The 17,609-nt window shown below is 56.9% G+C and carries 16 protein-coding genes; 10 read left to right on the top strand and 6 right to left on the bottom strand.

The features are described from left to right. Positions 1-186: 186 nt before the first annotated feature. Entirely contained in the window at positions 187-330 is a 144-nt protein-coding gene (locus tag BMI79_RS24610) for a hypothetical protein (protein WP_422066799.1), read from the bottom strand. Between the two features lie 488 nt (positions 331-818). Here BMI79_RS24610 and metK point away from each other — a divergent pair, with 488 nt between their 5' ends. Then, a complete protein-coding gene (gene metK, locus BMI79_RS17455) occupies positions 819-1,973 on the top strand; it encodes a methionine adenosyltransferase (RefSeq protein WP_076943374.1) in 1,155 nt (384 codons plus the stop codon). 102 nt (positions 1,974-2,075) lie between these two features. Here metK and BMI79_RS17460 read toward each other — a convergent pair whose 3' ends face one another. The 3 genes from BMI79_RS17460 to hrpB all read right to left on the bottom strand — a co-directional run bounded on the left by BMI79_RS17460 (position 2,076) and on the right by hrpB (position 7,642). Further along, complete coding sequence (locus BMI79_RS17460; RefSeq protein WP_425272359.1) at positions 2,076-2,252, bottom strand: Hok/Gef family protein; 177 nt, start codon at positions 2,250-2,252, stop codon at positions 2,076-2,078. Between the two features lie 335 nt (positions 2,253-2,587). Next, on the bottom strand, positions 2,588-5,092 hold the full coding sequence (gene mrcB, locus BMI79_RS17465) for a bifunctional glycosyl transferase/transpeptidase (protein ID WP_076943375.1): 2,505 nt from the start codon (positions 5,090-5,092) through the stop codon (positions 2,588-2,590). Between the two features lie 99 nt (positions 5,093-5,191). Further along, positions 5,192-7,642 carry an ATP-dependent helicase HrpB gene (hrpB, locus tag BMI79_RS17470; RefSeq protein WP_208611213.1) on the bottom strand — a complete coding sequence of 817 codons (2,451 nt, stop codon included), beginning with the start codon at positions 7,640-7,642 and terminating at the stop codon, positions 5,192-5,194. A gap of 67 nt (positions 7,643-7,709) precedes the next feature. Between hrpB and thpR the strand changes: the two genes are divergently transcribed. The 6 genes from thpR (at position 7,710) to folK (ending at position 12,921) form a co-directional block, all read left to right on the top strand. Beyond that, a complete protein-coding gene (gene thpR, locus BMI79_RS17475; RefSeq protein WP_076943376.1) occupies positions 7,710-8,252 on the top strand; it encodes an RNA 2',3'-cyclic phosphodiesterase in 543 nt (180 codons plus the stop codon). Then, complete coding sequence (sfsA, locus tag BMI79_RS17480; protein WP_076943377.1) at positions 8,249-8,956, top strand: DNA/RNA nuclease SfsA; 708 nt, start codon at positions 8,249-8,251, stop codon at positions 8,954-8,956. The genes thpR and sfsA overlap by 4 nt, the downstream gene beginning before the upstream one ends. Positions 8,957-9,261: 305 nt before the next feature. Beyond that, positions 9,262-9,717, top strand: coding sequence for an RNA polymerase-binding protein DksA (dksA, locus tag BMI79_RS17485; RefSeq protein ID WP_076943378.1), 456 nt, complete (start codon positions 9,262-9,264; stop codon positions 9,715-9,717). Between the two features lie 197 nt (positions 9,718-9,914). Beyond that, positions 9,915-10,826, top strand: coding sequence for a tRNA glutamyl-Q(34) synthetase GluQRS (gene gluQRS, locus BMI79_RS17490; RefSeq protein ID WP_076943379.1), 912 nt, complete (start codon positions 9,915-9,917; stop codon positions 10,824-10,826). A gap of 62 nt (positions 10,827-10,888) precedes the next feature. Then, positions 10,889-12,436, top strand: a complete 1,548-nt coding sequence (pcnB, locus tag BMI79_RS17495; protein WP_076943380.1) for a polynucleotide adenylyltransferase PcnB — start codon at positions 10,889-10,891, stop codon at positions 12,434-12,436. Continuing rightward, positions 12,436-12,921 carry a 2-amino-4-hydroxy-6-hydroxymethyldihydropteridine diphosphokinase gene (folK, locus tag BMI79_RS17500; RefSeq protein ID WP_076943381.1) on the top strand — a complete coding sequence of 162 codons (486 nt, stop codon included), beginning with the start codon at positions 12,436-12,438 and terminating at the stop codon, positions 12,919-12,921. The genes pcnB and folK overlap by 1 nt, the downstream gene beginning before the upstream one ends. A gap of 11 nt (positions 12,922-12,932) precedes the next feature. Here folK and qseC read toward each other — a convergent pair whose 3' ends face one another. Together qseC and qseB are read right to left on the bottom strand one after the other, a co-directional pair. After that, positions 12,933-14,291, bottom strand: coding sequence for a quorum sensing histidine kinase QseC (gene qseC, locus BMI79_RS17505; protein WP_076943382.1), 1,359 nt, complete (start codon positions 14,289-14,291; stop codon positions 12,933-12,935). Further along, positions 14,279-14,950 (bottom strand): quorum sensing response regulator transcription factor QseB, encoded by a 672-nt coding sequence (gene qseB / locus BMI79_RS17510; RefSeq protein ID WP_076943383.1) that lies wholly within the window; start codon positions 14,948-14,950, stop codon positions 14,279-14,281. The genes qseC and qseB overlap by 13 nt, the downstream gene beginning before the upstream one ends. Positions 14,951-15,381: 431 nt before the next feature. Between qseB and panB the strand changes: the two genes are divergently transcribed. The 3 genes from panB (at position 15,382) to panD (ending at position 17,609) form a co-directional block, all read left to right on the top strand. After that, positions 15,382-16,176, top strand: coding sequence for a 3-methyl-2-oxobutanoate hydroxymethyltransferase (gene panB / locus BMI79_RS17520; RefSeq protein WP_076943384.1), 795 nt, complete (start codon positions 15,382-15,384; stop codon positions 16,174-16,176). A 61-nt stretch (positions 16,177-16,237) separates the two neighbouring features. Beyond that, positions 16,238-17,092: a pantoate--beta-alanine ligase gene (gene panC, locus BMI79_RS17525; protein ID WP_076943385.1), complete on the top strand. Its 855-nt coding sequence runs from the start codon at positions 16,238-16,240 to the stop codon at positions 17,090-17,092. A gap of 136 nt (positions 17,093-17,228) precedes the next feature. Continuing rightward, positions 17,229-17,609, top strand: coding sequence for an aspartate 1-decarboxylase (gene panD, locus BMI79_RS17530; protein ID WP_076943386.1), 381 nt, complete (start codon positions 17,229-17,231; stop codon positions 17,607-17,609).

Raw genomic sequence — 17,609 nt, forward strand, 5'->3', positions numbered from 1 at the left:
AAATCTGTGATAACAACCCAACAACTCGCCATCTTTGCAGTGAATTAATCTGCCGTTCATAGCATGCGATCGGTTGATACCCAATAGATTTATTGTAAGACACCCTATCCAAACCTTCTGAATCGGGGCAAAAAAGATCCCACAGAAAAGCAGCAGGCTACCCTTGTTCAGTGCTTCAGACGGGCGTTAGCCGGCCCGAGAATCCTGAGTAGCGCCCATATGCGTATAACATCGGGTAGATGGTGTGGAGACAAGACGGGAAATAACAGAAGAATAGGCGCCAGAACGGCACTGCTGTTGAGAGCCAACAACCGGTAGACAACGGATCATTAATCCAACCACCTCCACGCACGTCGCTCGGAATGAACGACTAAGCCTCTATATAGTGTAAGAACGTGAACGTTCAGTGAAGCGGCGGCACCACTTATCGGGTGCCTACGGTGGTTATGATGCCGTGGGCTGGAATTTAAGCAAAACCACACTGTGCATCAAATGAACCGCGCGCGCCGTTTATACCGAACCCCCAGGGAAAATGCAAAATGAAAATTCGCCAGAAACTGTTTCAAGCGCTGAAAATGGCGTCAGCAACCTAATGTAAAAGTTCCAGGGTAAAAAATTACTGGCAATCCGGCTAAAGGCTGACCTAAAATAGACGTCCAGATGTTAATACATCTATACTGGTTAACTGCTTAACGGCTTTGCCTGAGGGGCGTTGCAGGATGCATCTCGCCATCAGCGGAAGACCCTTCGCTTTGATGCCCGGAGCTCCAGCGCTGTGCAGTAATTTCTAACCCGTCTTATGCAAGGTAAAGAACACAATGGCTAAACACCTCTTCACGTCCGAATCTGTCTCTGAAGGGCATCCGGATAAGATTGCCGACCAGATCTCTGATGCCGTTCTCGACGCCATTTTAGAGCAAGATCCTAAAGCACGCGTAGCCTGTGAAACCTACGTGAAAACCGGCATGGTCTTGGTTGGCGGTGAGATCACCACCAGCGCCTGGGTTGATATCGAAGAGATCACCCGCAAAACCGTGCGCGAAATTGGTTACGTCCATTCCGATATGGGCTTTGACGCCAACTCTTGTGCGGTGTTGAGCGCCATCGGTAAACAATCGCCGGATATCAATCAGGGCGTTGACCGTGCCGATCCGCTAGAACAGGGTGCTGGCGATCAGGGCCTGATGTTTGGCTATGCCACCAACGAAACCGACGTGCTGATGCCTGCACCAATCACTTATGCACACCGTCTGGTTCAGCGCCAGGCTGAAGTACGTAAGAATGGCACGCTGCCTTGGCTGCGCCCGGACGCCAAAAGCCAGGTCACCTTTCAATATGACGAAGGTAAAATCGTGGGTATCGATGCGGTGGTGCTTTCCACCCAGCATTGCGAAGATATCGCACTGAAAGATCTGCAAGAAGCGGTGATGGAAGAGATCATCAAGCCGGTTCTGCCCGCAGAATGGCTCAGCGCCAGCACCAAATACCACATTAACCCAACCGGCCGTTTCGTTATTGGTGGCCCAATGGGCGACTGTGGGCTGACTGGGCGTAAAATCATCGTGGATACCTACGGTGGTATGGCGCGTCACGGCGGTGGCGCGTTCTCCGGTAAAGATCCTTCCAAGGTTGACCGCTCAGCGGCTTACGCGGCGCGTTATGTAGCCAAAAACATCGTTGCGGCAGGCTTGGCCGATCGCTGTGAGATCCAGGTTTCCTACGCTATCGGCGTGGCAGAACCGACTTCCATCATGGTGGAAACCTTCGGTACTGAGAAAGTCGCTACCGAGCAGTTGACCCTGCTGGTGCGCGAGTTCTTCGACTTGCGCCCATACGGCCTGATCCAGATGATGGACCTGCTGCAACCGATCTACCGCGAAACCGCGGCTTACGGTCACTTTGGCCGCGAACACTTCCCATGGGAAGCGACCGACAAAGCCGCGCAGTTGCGTGAAGCGGCCGGCCTGAAGTAAGTTTGTCTTTCAGTTGTAACAACGGCGGGCCAGTGGCTCGCCGTTGTTGTTTGAGTGGATGGGTGCTCATAGATCAAACCGCCAACAACCAACGGGCGGGAGCTAACTCCCGCCGTTGGGTTGCCTTACCGTTCGGATTCGTAGGCCAGAATAGCTGCAACCTCCTATGTTGCCCGATCGAATGCGCAGCTCACAAATCTTGCTACGTGTTATCCATACCAATGATATTACCGTGGCACAAATAACGACCAGTTTTACGACATCACCTTTGTTCAGCATCTTGCCTCCTTCTCCTTGCCTTGCGGCGGGTGAGAGGCTAACCTAACGTTGTCTGGCGTTAGAGTTGGCCTCGGGTTGATATCATCGACTCGGGGCTTTTCTCTTTGCACCTTTCGTTCAGGCTCCAGATACAAAGATCCAGAGTACCCGCGCGCAGTATATTCATCTCTCAGCCCATAAGATCTGCCGTTTTATCTGCGAATGCCCAGGTTGCGCAGTGCCACGCAACGCCTTGTAACAGCCTGAAAAAAGCGCAGCAATGCAGAGTACCAACGTGATAAATACAAAAAAGCCCGCAACAAAAAGTCACGGGCCTGATAACACAAAAAGCTTAATTACTGACCAAACATGTCCTTAATCCAGCCCGCAACGCCGTTGGCATCTTTCTGTTCACCTGACGGTTGCTGTTGCTGCTGTTGTTCAGCCGCCTGGCCTGCCTGGCATAACCCCTGCGGGTTTTCAGTCCAGACCGGGATAGTGCGTGAGCCACCGCCGCCACAGACAAAGTTACCGGCAGTATCAATCCCCATCTGGCTGATCCCTTCCGGCTGTTGCAGCATCAGCGGCAATGGCGTCTGGTTTTCCAGATAGCGGCGATACAGGGTCAAAGCACCGTTAGCACCGGTCAGCTTGGCCGGGCCGTTGTTGTCGCGCCCAACCCAGGCAATCGCCACTTCTTTACCGTCGATCCCGGCAAACCAGCTATCACGCAGATCGTTGGTGGTACCGGTTTTCGCCGCCAGATTGTAGTTCGGGAATTTCACCGACAGCGAACGGGAGGTTCCGCGCGCCACGCCTTGCTGCATGGCATACAACGTAAGGTAGGCCGCCTGGGCTGGCACCATACGCTCCGCCTGCGGGAAGCTCTGATACAGCACCGAACCGTCTTCTGCAATCACCGAGCGTACCGCAGACAGCGGCGCACGGTTACCGCCGCTGGCAATGGTCTGATATTCCTGCGCGACTTCCATTGGCGTCAGGCCAATCGCCCCCAGCAGCATAGAAGGCACCGGGGTAATTGCCGTTTTCGGGATGCCCAAGCGTTGTAAGGTGGCGCTGATCTGATCCAGCCCCACCGACATCCCCAGATTTACCGTAGGTATATTGAGGGAGTTCGCCAACGCATCCACCAGCATCACCCGACCACGGAACTGGCGATCGTAGTTGTTCGGCTGCCACAGGCTGCCGTTCGGTAACTTGAGCGACAGCGGCTGATCTGCCAACCAGGTATTAAGACGGTATTTATCCGGTTCTGACAGCGCCGCCAAATAAGTTGGCGGTTTGGCCAGCGAACCAACCAGACGACGTGCCTGAAGTGCGCGGTTAAAACCAGCAAACTGTGGATTAGCCCCGCCCACCATGGCACGCACTTCTCCGGTGAAGCGATCGACGATCACCATCGCTGCTTCAAGATCGTCGAGATGACGCGCAGCGCGCAAAGCCGGGATCCCCTCCTCGACGGCCTTCTCAGCCGCATCCTGCGAAACCGGGTCCTGCGTGGTGAAAATCTTCACGCCGGAAAGATCGTTAACCTTATCGCCCAGTTTGTTCTGCAGTTCCTGACGCACCAGTTGCATAAACGCAGGCTGCGGTGAAATCACTCCGCCCTTCGGCTGAACACCCAGCGGGCGGGCACTCAGCATGTTATACAGCTCGGCATCGATCACCCCCTGGTTCTGCAACAGCTTCAGCACCACATTGCGGCGTTCCAAAGCCAACTGAGGGTTACGCCAAGGGTTGTACAGCGATGCGCCTTTCACCATGCCCACCAGCAGCGCCTGCTGATCGAGACTCAGTTCATCCACCGGACGGCCAAAGTAATACAGGCTAGCCAGCGGGAAACCGCGGATCTGATCGCTGCCGCTCTGGCCGAGATACACTTCGTTCAGGTACAGCTCCAGAATGCGGTCTTTGCTATAGCGATAATCCATCAACAGCGCCATATAGGCTTCGTTGAGCTTACGCGCCAGCGAACGCTCGTTGGTCAGGAACAGGTTCTTCACCAACTGCTGGGTCAGGGTACTGCCCCCTTGCACCGCGCGCCCGGCGGTCAGGTTGGCCAGCACCGCACGGCCAATAGAGTAAGGGCTAACACCATCATGCTCATAGAAACGGCGGTCTTCGGTCGCCAGCAGCGTATCCACCAGCAGATCCGGGAAGCCAGAGCGCGGCACAAACAGGCGCTGTTCACCGTTTGGCGACTGCAACATGGTGATCAAGCGGGGATCGAGACGGAAGAAACCAAAGCTGCGCTGGTTTTCCATATTCACGATTTTTGCCAGACCGTTATTCTGGAAATCCAGCCGCGCGTGGATCTGGCCCTCTTTGCCGTCTGGGAAATCAAACGGACGACGCAGCATCTCAATGCTGTTGCCCTGCACGGTGAATTCGCCCGGGCGCGTCATACGGCTGACTTGGCGATATTGCATCCCTTCCAGCAGATTGATCATTTCCTTTTTACTGTAGGGCATGCCGGGTTCCAGGTTGACCATGCGGCCATACACCGCCGCCGGTAACTGCCAGACTTTACCGTCGATACGGCTGCGGATCTGGGAATCCAGATAGATGCCGTAAATCGCCAGCAGCACGGCGACCACCAGGAACAGTTTGATCAACAGGCCAAGCCAGCGGCGTTTCTTGCGTGGAGGACTCGCTTTTACCTTACGCGGCATGCGTTCTTCCTCGACATCGTATTCATCATCGTCATACTCATCCTGATACTCGTCGTCTTCGTAATCATCATAATCGTCATCACGACGACGGCGCGCCGGTTTACGCGGCACGTTACGTTTTGGTTGTTTCCCTTTGCGCCCGATAGGCTCGCGGTCATCCCCAGCCATTGCTGTCGTTCTCCACGCTTACGGCACTGGTAGCCGATATTTTGTCGCTTAATCTGTTCTTGCGCCTCTAGGCTGAACAGAAGAAACATCTGAATTATTTTACTGATATTTTTTGGTGCGCCTGGTGGGCGCAGTATTGGCCGGATCGTCCGGCCAGACGTGTTTCGGGTAGCGCCCCTTCATCTCTTTTTGCACTTCCCGATAAGCCCCTTGCCAAAAAGCCGCCAGATCGCCGGTGATCTGCAACGGCCGGTGCGCCGGTGAGAGTAACTCAAGCACCACCGCGATGCGACCTTCGGCCAGCATCGGGCTGTGCTGTTCACCAAACATCTCCTGTAAACGCACGGCCAGAGCCGGGGGCTTGTCGGCATCATAACGGATCGGCAGGCGGCTACCGGTCGGCACAGTGTAATGAGTGGGTAAGGCATTATCCAGCCGCTGTTTCTGCTGCCAGTTCAGTAAGCGGCCTAGTGCTTCGGCGATGTTGACCTGCTTTAGCCCACGCAGATCGCGCACGCCGTTCAGCGAGGGCAGCAGCCAGGTTTCCAGGCTTTCCAGCAAGGCTGCATCATCCACCTGCGGCCATGCGGCTTCCGGCAACCAGCGCTGTGCACATTGCAGACGCAGGCGTAATTGTTCCGCGGCAGTATCCCAGTTAAGCACCGCTATGCCCTGCCCTCGCACCCAGCCGATAAGCGCCTGTTGCAGCTCCTCATCGGCCGGTTTGGCCAAAGGCTGAGCACGCAGCGTCAAACGGCCAATCTGCTGGCGCTTCCAGGCACGCAAGGAGCCTTTTTCTTCATCCCACTCTACCGCCGTCTGGCTGCTGACCAAGGCGGGCAATTGGGCCACCAGCGCGTCAACCTCCACCGGTAACGCCAGCAGGATTCGGGCATCCGGGCTGTTATGGCCTTGTAACAGACTGGGGATAATCAGCCAAGGGGCCCGCGACAGCGCTTCGTCCTGACTCATTGCCGCCCCCATCCCGTTGGCCAGCAGATAGCGGCCATCCTGCCCGCGCCGCTGGGCAATGCGATCGGCAAATCCCTGTGCTAACAGCGGGGCCGCCAGATCGGCATCAACCTGCCCCGCTTTTTGTGGTAAGCGCTTACTAAGTTGGGTAGCACGGCGCTGCCAGTGCGGCTGCGGACGGCTCAACCAGTAACCGATGTCCATCTGCCCACTCCGCGGTGGTTCCTCCAGCAGCGCTGCCAGCAGTGCCGCCGTGGCCAAACCGTCGCCCCCCAATGCCGCACCGGCGCACAGCATCGCCGCCAAACGTGGCTCACAGCCAAGTCCGGCCATCTGGCGGCCTTGGGTGGTGAGTTTTTCAGCGTCGTCAATAGCGCCCAAAGATTGCAGCAAACGGCGGGCGGTGGCCAGCGCTAAGGCAGGTGGCCGATCGAGCCAGGTGAGTTGCCCGGCATCCACGCAGCCCCACTGCAACAGTTCAAGCCAAAAACTGGCGAGATCGCTTTGCAGTATCTCCGGCTCGGCGTGTTCCGCCGCACGTTCCGCCTGCTCTTTGGCAAACAAATGCCAGCAGATACCGGGCTCCAGGCGCCCGGCACGCCCGGCGCGCTGGATCATCGAGGCCTGGCTGATGCGCTGCGTTACCAGCCGGGTCAGGCCGTTACGCACGTCGTAGCGCGCTACCCGTTCCAAACCGCTGTCCACCACCAGCCGGATACCTTCGATCGTCAGGCTGGTTTCAGCAATGTTGGTGGCCAACACCACTTTACGCCGCCCGCTGGCAGCGTGTTGGATCGCTTTTTGCTGCTGTGCCAGCGGCAGCGCACCGTACAGCGGGCAGAGATCGGTATCAGCCGCCACTTCGCCGGTCAGGCGCTCCAGCACGCGGTTGATCTCCACCACGCCGGGCAGGAACAGCAGCAACGAGCCGGGCTGTTCGGCCAACAGGCGTTTCACCGCGGTGGCAACCCCCTCTTCCAGCCGCTGATGGCTGGCCAGCGGCTGATATTGTCGCTCAACCGGATAGCTGCGCCCTTCTGATACCACGACCGGAGCCTCTGGCAGCAACTGTGACAGGCGCACGTTATCCAGCGTTGCCGACATGATCAGCAATTTCAGATCGTCACGCAGCCCCTGCTGCACATCGAGCAGCAACGCCAGAGCCAGATCGGCTTGCAGGCTGCGCTCATGGAATTCATCGAGAATGATCAGCGAAACGCCCTGCAGTTCGGCGTCCTGCTGCAACATACGGGTGAGAATGCCCTCGGTCACCACTTCCAGCCGAGTATGCGGCCCGCTTTTGCTTTCGGCACGCATGCGGTAGCCGACGGTCTGGCCGGGTTCTTCGCCAAGCTGCTGCGCCAGGCGGTAAGCAACGTTCTTGGCCGCCAGCCGCCGTGGTTCCAGCATAATGATGCGCCCCGCCAGCCCGGCATTGGCCAGGATCTGTAACGGCAGCCAGGTCGATTTACCTGCGCCGGTCGGGGCATGCAGTAATACCTGTGGGGCGGATTGTAATGCAGCGAGCAACTCATCAAGAACCGCGCTGACGGGCAGTGAAGACACAAAACTCTCCATGGGGTAGTTAATAGGCAGCGCACATTGTAGCATTACGCAAAGCATTTCATTTATTTACCGGGGATCCATGTCCAGTTCGCGTCGCCTGTTTTTTGCCCTGTCGTTGCCCGATGCCTTGCAGCAGCAGGTGATCCGCTGGCGCGCCGAGGCTTTTCCACCCGAAGCTGGCCGCCCGGTTGCCGCCGCCAATCTGCATCTGACGCTGGCATTTCTCGGCGATGTCAGCGCGCAGAAAGAACGGGCGCTGCAAACGTTGGCCGGGCGCATCAGGCAGACGGGCTTTAGCGTCTGCCTTGACGATCTCGGCCACTGGCCGCGCCCCGGCGTAGTGTGGCTCGGCAGCAAACGTGCGCCACGCGCGCTGCTGCAATTGGCGGAGCTATTACGTTCGCAGGCGGCACGCAGCGGTTGTTATCAAAGCCCGTTGCCGTTTCACCCGCATATCACCTTATTGCGGGCTGCCACCCAGCCCGTCGCCGTTCCGCCAGCCACGCCGGGCTGGATCTTCAGCGCCGATCACTTTTCTTTGTATCAATCAGCCGTTGAGCATGGCCGTACCCGCTATCATCAGTTGGCACAGTGGCCGCTCAATAACCAGGATAATCCATGATCTTCACTCCGCCCCTGAAGCCCGCCACGCTGATTAAGCGCTACAAGCGTTTTCTCGCCGATGCCATTACCCCCGAGGGCGAAACCTTTACCCTGCACTGCGCCAATACCGGTGCTATGACCGGTTGCGCCACGCCCGGTGACACCCTCTGGTATTCCACTTCGGACAACGCCAAGCGCAAGTATGCCCACAGTTGGGAGCTGACGCAGACGCAACAGGGAGACTGGATCTGTGTGAATACGCTGCGGGCCAATACTCTGGTACGCGAGGCGATCGAGCAGAACCTAATCGATGAATTATCCGGTTACAGTAAAATCAGCAGCGAGGTCAAATACGGCGGCGAAAATAGCCGTATCGATTTGTTATTACAGGCAGAAAACCGGGTTAACTGCTATATTGAAGTGAAATCAGTCACACTATTGCAACATGAACGTGGTTACTTCCCTGATGCCGTAACGCTGAGAGGGCAAAAGCATCTACGGGAGTTGCAAAGCGTGGTTGAAAACGGCCAGCGGGCGGTATTGTTCTTTGCTGTGTTACACACGGGCATCGAGCAGGTCGCTCCGGCACATCATATAGATGCACGTTATGCGGCACTACTAGCGCAGGTTCGGCAAGCAGGAGTGGAAGTGATTTGTTATGGGGCAACATTATCGCCTGACGGTCTCTCTCTCTGCGAGAAGTTACCGTTTTTTATCGATTAGCAGGTCCAGGCACCAATAAATTGATCGCTGGATATTGCGTCGCAAATACGCCTGCCTTCACACCCTTGTCAAGCAGGTGACAGGAATAATTGCCATCCCCCTTCCCTTCTGTTATTTATAGCGGCCTGTTTTTCCCCCGTATTGGGGATTCGACATACCCTATAGCATTTAAGATGCAGGTAGGCGGCAACTGAACGAATCCTTGGTCGCTTGATTCACCAAGTCACCAGGGAGAAAGAAGGCAGCCACACTCCTGCACCTTGATAGATGATGGGTATAGTGCGTGTGTATGTAGGAGAAGCAATATGCAAGAAGGGCAAACCCGTAAAACCTCGTCCTTGAGCATTCTCGCCATCGCTGGGGTGGAGCCGTACCAAGAGAAGGCAGGCGAAGAGTATATGAACGCCGCTCAACTGACGCATTTCAGGCGCATTCTTGAGGCATGGCGCAATCAGCTCAGGGACGAAGTAGACCGTACTGTATCGCACATGCAAGACGAAGCTGCCAACTTCCCTGATCCGGTCGACCGTGCCGCGCAGGAAGAAGAGTTCAGCCTCGAACTGCGTAACCGTGACCGTGAACGCAAACTGATCAAAAAGATCGAGAAAACGCTGAAGAAAGTAGAAGACGAAGATTTCGGCTACTGCGAATCCTGCGGCGTGGAGATCGGTATTCGCCGCCTTGAAGCGCGTCCGACTGCCGATTTGTGCATCGACTGCAAGACGTTGGCCGAAATCCGCGAAAAGCAGATGGCCGGCTAAGCAGTTGTTATCGTTCGCGGCGCGTACCTATATACCCGAGGATTTCAAGTTGCAGCTAGGCGGCAAGCACATGAATCCCTAGGAACTTATACATCATAAGTGACTGGGGTGAGTGTACGTAGCCAACAACGCTGTGGCTTGAAAGACGATAGGTATACGCGCCGCATACAGAACCAAGGGAACCCCTCCCTTCCGATATGCTAGAAAGTCATTATGTGGGGCGTTTTGCTCCATCGCCTTCCGGGGATCTGCACTTCGGTTCGCTGATTGCCGCTCTGGGAAGCTACCTTCAGGCTCGTGCCCAACACGGGCAGTGGCTGGTACGTATTGAAGATATCGATCCTCCGCGTGAAGTCGCCGGGGCTGCCACCCGTATCCTGTCTGCCTTAGAACATTATGGTCTCCACTGGGACGGCCCAGTCATCTATCAATCCCAACGCCAAGAAGCCTACCGCGCAACGCTTGACTGGCTGCGACAGCAGGATCTCAGCTATTACTGCACCTGTACCCGCAGCCGTATCCAGCAGATCGGGGGATTGTATGACGGCCACTGCCGCAGCTTGCGCTTAGGCCCACAGGGTGCGGCGATCCGCTTGCGCCAGTCGGCACCAGTATATGGGTTTCACGATCGGCTCCAAGGGGAACTGCGTGCCGATCCTGCACTGGCTCGGGAAGATTTTATCATCCGCCGCCGCGACGGCCTGTTTGCCTATAATTTAGCGGTGGTGATCGACGATCATTTCCAGGGCGTCACCGAGATCGTGCGCGGTGCCGATCTGATCGAACCTACAGTGCGCCAGATCGCGCTGTATCACCAGCTACAGGCCCCCGTGCCAACCTATCTCCATTTACCGCTGGCGCTGGGCGTAAATGGGATTAAGCTGTCGAAGCAGAATCATGCCCCGGCGCTGCCCACGGGCGATCCGCGCCCGGTGTTGATTGAAGCGCTGAGGTTTCTGCAGCAACCCCTGCCAGAAAGCTGGCAAGATCTTGATCTATCGTTATTATTGGGCTGGGCAATCAGGCACTGGCAACTGGAGAAGGTGCCGCGTCGTTTGGCTATTCCCCTGTGCGAAAACACAACAGCATTCTCAAAGGAGCCATGGTGAGCTATGATTAGCCGCTATTTTTTTGTTAGCACTATTTTGATCCGTCACTATCGAGGTGTACCATTTTTACCCGAGTAGCCAATTTCTGCCGTAAGGTACTAACCCGCGATGACAAGTTGACCCGCGATGATGCACCGGTCAGCGATAAAAAACCCGTCCGCGAAGAAAGTGCCCCCGCAGAGCAGCAGAAAGCCACGCCACAGCGTCCTGCCGATATCGGCAGAGAGACTTCTGCTCGTCGCCCGGCGGCGCGTAAACGCCCACCATTGCCAGCCGCAGAGGGAACGCGCCCAATGACCGTGATCCCACGCGAACAGCATTCGATCTCACGTAAAGACATCAGCGAAAACGCGCTGAAAGTACTGTATCGCCTGAATAAATCGGGTTATGAAGCCTATCTGGTCGGCGGCGGCGTACGCGATCTGTTGCTCGGTAAAAAACCGAAAGATTTCGATATCACCACCAGCGCCACGCCGGAGCAGGTGCGTAAGCTGTTTCGTAACTGCCGCCTGGTTGGCCGCCGTTTCCGCCTGGCGCACGTGATGTTCGGCCCGGAAATTATTGAAGTCGCCACCTTCCGTGGTCATCACGAGCAAAACCCGGAATCAGACAAGAATTCTTCACAGCAGGCTCAGAACGGCATGCTGCTGCGCGACAACATCTTCGGTTCGATCGAAGAAGATGCCCAACGCCGCGATTTCACCATCAATAGCCTGTATTACGGCGTAGCCGACTTCACCCTGCGTGACTACGTGGGTGGCCTGCGCGATCTGCAACAGGGCGTGATCCGCCTGATTGGCGATCCGGAAACGCGCTATCGCGAAGATCCGGTGCGCATGCTGCGTGCGATACGTTTCGCCGCCAAGCTGGATATGACCCTCAGCGAGGAAACGGCCGAACCGATCCCGCGCCTGGCGTCGTTGCTGCATGAGATCCCACCTGCGCGCCTGTTCGAAGAGTCGCTCAAGCTGTTGCAGTCCGGTTTTGGTTACCCCACTTACCTCAAGCTGTGTGAATACCAACTGTTCCAGCCGCTGTTCCCATTGATCGCCCGTCACTTTACGCCGAATCACGACACGCCAATGGAACGCATTCTGGTGCAGGTACTGAAAAATACCGATTACCGTCTGCAAAACGACATGCGCGTCAACCCGGCGTTCCTGTTTGCCGCCATGTTGTGGTATCCGCTGCTGGAGCACGCGCAGAAGCTGGCACAGGAAAGCGGCTTGGCCTACTACGACGCCTTTGCGCTGGCTATGAACGATGTGCTGGATGAAGAGTGCCGCTCGCTGGCCATTCCTAAGCGCATCACAACGCTGGTGCGCGATATCTGGCAGTTGCAGTTGCGCCTTTCTCGCCGCCAGGGCAAACGCGCGCACAAGCTGATGGAGCACCCGAAATTCCGCGCGGCTTACGATCTGCTGGCGCTGCGCGCTGAAGTGGAAAACAACCCGGAAATGCTGCGGCTGGCCGAATGGTGGGATGAATTCCAGGATGCTACCCCGGCAGTGCAGAAAACCATGTTAAACACCCTGGGTGACGATCCGGCACCGCGCCGTACGCGCCCACGCCGCCCACGCCGCCGGGCTCCGCGTAAAGAAGGGGCATAATGATCCGCGTTTATATTGCGCTGGGCAGCAACCTGGCACAGCCACTGCAACAGGTGAAGACCGCGTTGGAGGCGTTGGAGCACATTCCTCGCAGCCAACTGATTCTTTGTTCGTCGTTTTACCGCACCAAGCCACTGGGGCCACAAAACCAGCCGGATTTTCTCAACGCGGTAGTGGCACTGGATACGTTTTTACCTGCAGAACAGTTGCTTGATGAGACCCAGGCGATCGAACGCAATCAGGGCCGTGTGCGCAAAGATCAGCGCTGGGGCCCACGTACGCTGGATCTGGATATCATGCTGTATGGCGATCGGGTGATTGCGACCGATCGTCTGACGGTGCCCCATTACGGGCTGAAAGAGCGCGAATTTATGCTCTACCCGTTGGCTGAAATAGCGCCTGACCTGGTTTTTCCCGATGGGGAAACCTTGGCCGCTTGCCTGAAGCGGGTGCCAAACAACGGCATGGTGCTGTGGCATCAATAAGTTCGCTATGTTTAAAATATTACCGTAGCGGAAAATCCCCCTTCAGGCCGGTTAGCAAAATTCACACGCAGGCCATGCAGGCTGGCAATACGCTGCACGATTGAAAGCCCGAGCCCGCTGCCGGTCTGTTCCTGCCCTGGCGGGCGATAGAAACGCTCCCCCAACCGCGCCAAATGTTCCACCGTGACCCCAGGGCCATTATCTTCCACCTGCAGTTGCTGCGGACTGAGCGTGACCCTGACCGTACTGCCCGCTGGCGTGTAACGCACGGCGTTATCCACCAGATTGCGCACCAGCAGTGACAGCAACAGTGGCTGGCCTGGCAACGGCGCTGGCACCCCTTGCTGCTCATAATGCAGCGTAACGCCAGCCGCATGGGCATAGCGATCCTGCTCTGCCAACACCCTAGGCACCAGTTGCTGCCAGTCAACCTGCTCCAACTCGCCCAGATCGGAAAGCGAATCCAGCCGCGACAGCGTAAGCAACTGATCGACCAACCTTGTGGCACGATCGATGCCAATCGTCAGGTTTTGCACCGCATGTTCCCGCATCTGCTCGTCGTCGCCCGCCAGTTGCACCACTTCCGTCTGCACCCGCAGTGCCGCCAGCGGGCTGCGCAGTTCATGGGCGGCATCCGAGGTAAAACGCCGCTCACGCACCAGCATGGCGCTGATGCGGGCAAACAGCGCGTTAAGCGCGTCCACCAGCGGGCGAACTTCGGTAGGCACCTGCTGATTGTCCAGCAAAGTGGCATCATCGGGGGCTCGTTGCCGCAGGCCTGCGGCCACGCTCTTCAGCGGCCGCAGCTCACGCCCGACCATCAGGGCAATCAGCAGCATCAGGATGGGCAACGTGACTAGCCAGGGGATTAATTGCCCTGTCACCATCCCCAGCGCCATCTCATGCCGATAATCCCACTCCTGACCGACGACGATACGATAGCGCCCATCAGGCGTGGTCAGCCATAACAGGCGCCAGCTGTCATCGTCGCCCCGGCGTTGGCCATCGATAAAGCCTTCATGTTCACTATCAAACAGAAAATCTTCACCGTTTTCACCATCGTTGAGCAGCATTCTGCCCTCGCGGGAGAAGATAGCAAACGCCAGAGCGTCGTCTTCCTGTTCACCACGCTTGCCATGACGGAGGATTTTTTTGGTCTTCGGTAAACTACGCACATCCTGATTCGCCAGCAGAACACCCAGGTTGGCCGTGGCCAGCCGTTTGGCGAACAGCATCTGCTGAGTATCAAACACTTCGTTAATCTTGTGACGCGTCATCATCCACGCCACCACGCTGGCGGAACACCAGGTGAATAACGCCAACAGGCTGAAAATCAGGATCAGGCGCAACCGCAGGCTCAAGCGCTGCACTCCGCATCCCCCAGCGTATAGCCCACACCATGCACGGTGCGGATAAAGCCGTTACCCAATTTGCGCCGTAAATGATGTATATGCACCTCAACCGCGTTACTGCTCACCTCATCGTCCCAGTTATACAGTTTTTCCTGAATCAGCGGCCGCGCCAGCACCCGCCCTTTGTTGTTAAGAAACAGTTCCAGCACCGCCAGTTCGCGTGGAGTCAGCGTCACAACCTCGCCGTTGTGGCTCACCGTACGGGCCGCCACGTCGAATACCACACTGCCGTGAACCAGTTGCGGGGTCAGTTGACCGTGGCGGCGGCGGATCAGCGCCTGTAAACGTGCCGCCACTTCTGCCAGTGCGAACGGCTTGCACAGGTAATCATCGGCACCGCTCTGCAAGCCGGTAACCCGCTGCTCCAGCGCATCGCGTGCCGTGAGGATCAATACCGGCACGTCCTGCCCGGCCTGGCGCCACTGGCGCAGCAGATCAAGCCCGTCAAGGCCCGGCAGGCTGAGATCGAGGAGCACCGCATCGTAGGGCGCACTTCCCAGCGCATTTTTACCGATTGCCCCATCGGTGAACCAGTCAAGGTTAAAGCCCAGCTTGGTCAATCCAGCTTTGAGGCCATCGCCAATCAGTTTGTCGTCTTCAATCAGCAGAATTCTCATGCGCTCCCCTTTTAGCTTTACTGCCTATACCCTCATAATTCGAGTTGCAGGAAGGCGGCGACACAGTGACAAATCGGTCTTTGACCGATTTGAACAGCGCTTGCGCTGGCCCGCAGGGTGAGCCTCTTTGAGGCTCATAATCCCCAGGAGCTTACACCAGTAAGTGACTGGGGTGAGTGACAAATCTGCCAGGAGCAGATTTGAACGCTGCTTGCAGCGGCCCCGAAGGGGCGAGGCCCACGGATGGGCCGAGTAACAAAGCCAACGCACATGCAACTTGAAGTATGGCGGGTATATTACATCACAAGGTTCTTAAGAACCCCTTAAGCATCATGATCGGTGCTACCCACCCCGTAAGGCTTACAGTAGAATGTCACCACTTTGCCCGTACCGCAGCCCTGCGCTGCGCGGTTATTTCAGGAGACGTTGTGATGAAACCCACCACCGTGAGCCATTTACGCCAGTGGAAACAGGAGCAACGCAAGTTTGCTACCATTACCGCCTACGATGCCAGCTTTGCCCAACTGTTTGCGGAGCAAGGCATCAAAGTGATGCTGGTTGGCGACTCGCTGGGCATGACGTTGCAAGGCCACGACTCCACGCTGCCCGTGACCGTCGCTGACGTAGCCTACCACACTCGCGCCGTACGCCGCGGCGCTCCAGCCTGCCTGCTGCTGGCCGATCTCCCCTTCATGAGTTATGCCACCCCGGAACAGGCGTTTGCCAGCTCCGCAGAGCTGATGCAGGCTGGGGCGAACATGGTCAAACTGGAAGGCGGCAGTTGGCTGTACGAGACGGTGAAAATGCTCACCGAACGCGCGGTGCCGGTCTGTGGCCACCTCGGCCTGACGCCTCAGTCGGTCAACGTTTTCGGCGGTTATAAAGTTCAGGGCCGCGATGAACTGGCGGCTAAACAGCTGTTGGAAGATGCGCAAAATCTGGAACTGGCGGGTATGCAACTGCTGGTGCTGGAATGCGTTCCCGCCGCTCTGGCACGCAAGGTCACCGAAGCGCTGTCGATCCCGGTGATCGGCATCGGTGCCGGTAACGGTACCGATGGGCAGATTCTGGTGATGCATGACGCCCTGGGCATCACCGGCGGCCACACGCCGAAATTCGCTAAAAACTTCCTGGCGCAGAGCGGTGATATCCGCAGCGCCGTGCAGCAATACATGCAGGAAGTTGAGCAAGGCACTTATCCCGGTGAAGAGCACTCCTTTAATTAATAATCTGAGCTAATTCTCCGCTGATTTGGAGCGGAAACAAAAAAGATCGAGGAGTTATAGGATGGTCATTATCGAAACCCTGCTGTTACTGCGCCAACAGATCCGGCGCTGGCGGCAGGAGGGCAAGCGCATCGCGCTGGTGCCCACCATGGGCAACCTGCACGAAGGCCATATGACGCTGGTCGAAGAAGCACGCGCGCGCGCCGATGTCGTTGTCGTCAGTATTTTCGTTAACCCGATGCAGTTCGATCGCCCGGACGATCTGGCGCGCTACCCACGCACCCTGCAGGAAGACTGCGAAAAACTGAACCGTCGTCATGTCGATCTGGTCTTTGCACCTGCACCGGCAGAAGTTTATCCGCAAGGGCTGAACGATCAGACCTACGTCGATGTTCCTGGCATTTCCACCATGCTGGAAGGTGCCAGCCGCCCAGGGCATTTCCGCGGTGTTTCCACCATCGTCAGCAAGCTGTTCAACCTGGTGCAGCCAGATCTGGCCTGCTTCGGCGAAAAAGATTACCAGCAACTGGCGCTGATCCGCAAAATGGTGGCGGATATGGGTTATGACATTGAGATCGTCGGTGTGCCGATCGTGCGCGCCAAAGACGGCTTGGCGCTCAGTTCACGCAACGGCTATCTAAGCGCAGAAGAACGTAAGATCGCCCCTCAGCTCAGCAAGATCATGCATGCGCTGGCAGAGCAGCTCAGTAACGGTGAGCGCCAGATTGATAGCCTGCTGGAGCAAGCCGCTGAGCAACTGCGCGCCGCCGGTTTTACACCGGATGAATTGTTTATCCGTGACGCCGACAGCCTGCAGCCGCTGAATGTGGACAGCCGCCGTGCGGTGGTGCTGATGGCAGCCTGGCTCGGCAAAGCGCGCCTGATTGACAATCAGCAGGTTGATCTCACGCTCTAAGCTATTTTTTATACGCTCATTGCCGTTTTCAACTGGTTAGCGGTAGACTGAGCGAGTTTATTGGTGACGATAGATCTTGCAAGGAATCTTCAACCCCCGGTCGCCTGCAAAGGCCGATATTCAGTTAGGTAAAGCCATGATACGTACTATGTTGCAAGGCAAGCTGCATCGAGTGAAAGTGACTCAGGCTGACTTGCATTATGAAGGGTCCTGCGCCATCGATCAGGATTTTCTGGAAGCCGCAGGGATTCTGGAATATGAAGCCATTGATATTTACAACGTTGATAACGGTCAGCGTTTCTCCACCTATGCTATCGCCGCTGAACGTGGCTCACGCATTATCTCGGTTAACGGAGCCGCAGCCCGCTGCGCCTGCGTGGGCGACAAACTGATCATCTGTTCTTATGTGCAGATGAGCGACGCCGATGCCCGCCAACACCATCCTAAAGTCGCCTACTTTGAAGGTGACAACCGCCTGCAACGCAAAGCGAAAGCGGTGCCGGTTCAGGTTGCCTGA

The organism is Serratia oryzae, assembly GCF_001976145.1.
In the GTDB taxonomy this organism is placed as follows: Bacteria; Pseudomonadota; Gammaproteobacteria; order Enterobacterales; family Enterobacteriaceae; genus Chania; species Chania oryzae.

Excerpts from the sequence above, each read along its gene's own strand:
- BMI79_RS24610 (WP_422066799.1), bottom strand. The coding sequence starts at position 330 with ATGATCCGTTGTCTACCGGTTGTTGGCTCTCAACAGCAGTGCCGTTCT.
- metK (WP_076943374.1), top strand. The coding sequence starts at position 819 with ATGGCTAAACACCTCTTCACGTCCGAATCTGTCTCTGAAGGGCATCCG.
- BMI79_RS17460 (WP_425272359.1), bottom strand. The coding sequence starts at position 2,252 with ATGCTGAACAAAGGTGATGTCGTAAAACTGGTCGTTATTTGTGCCACG.
- mrcB (WP_076943375.1), bottom strand. The coding sequence starts at position 5,092 with ATGGCTGGGGATGACCGCGAGCCTATCGGGCGCAAAGGGAAACAACCA.
- hrpB (WP_208611213.1), bottom strand. The coding sequence starts at position 7,642 with ATGGAGAGTTTTGTGTCTTCACTGCCCGTCAGCGCGGTTCTTGATGAG.
- thpR (WP_076943376.1), top strand. The coding sequence starts at position 7,710 with ATGTCCAGTTCGCGTCGCCTGTTTTTTGCCCTGTCGTTGCCCGATGCC.
- sfsA (WP_076943377.1), top strand. The coding sequence starts at position 8,249 with ATGATCTTCACTCCGCCCCTGAAGCCCGCCACGCTGATTAAGCGCTAC.
- dksA (WP_076943378.1), top strand. The coding sequence starts at position 9,262 with ATGCAAGAAGGGCAAACCCGTAAAACCTCGTCCTTGAGCATTCTCGCC.
- gluQRS (WP_076943379.1), top strand. The coding sequence starts at position 9,915 with ATGCTAGAAAGTCATTATGTGGGGCGTTTTGCTCCATCGCCTTCCGGG.
- folK (WP_076943381.1), top strand. The coding sequence starts at position 12,436 with ATGATCCGCGTTTATATTGCGCTGGGCAGCAACCTGGCACAGCCACTG.
- qseB (WP_076943383.1), bottom strand. The coding sequence starts at position 14,950 with ATGAGAATTCTGCTGATTGAAGACGACAAACTGATTGGCGATGGCCTC.
- panB (WP_076943384.1), top strand. The coding sequence starts at position 15,382 with ATGAAACCCACCACCGTGAGCCATTTACGCCAGTGGAAACAGGAGCAA.
- panC (WP_076943385.1), top strand. The coding sequence starts at position 16,238 with ATGGTCATTATCGAAACCCTGCTGTTACTGCGCCAACAGATCCGGCGC.
- panD (WP_076943386.1), top strand. The coding sequence starts at position 17,229 with ATGATACGTACTATGTTGCAAGGCAAGCTGCATCGAGTGAAAGTGACT.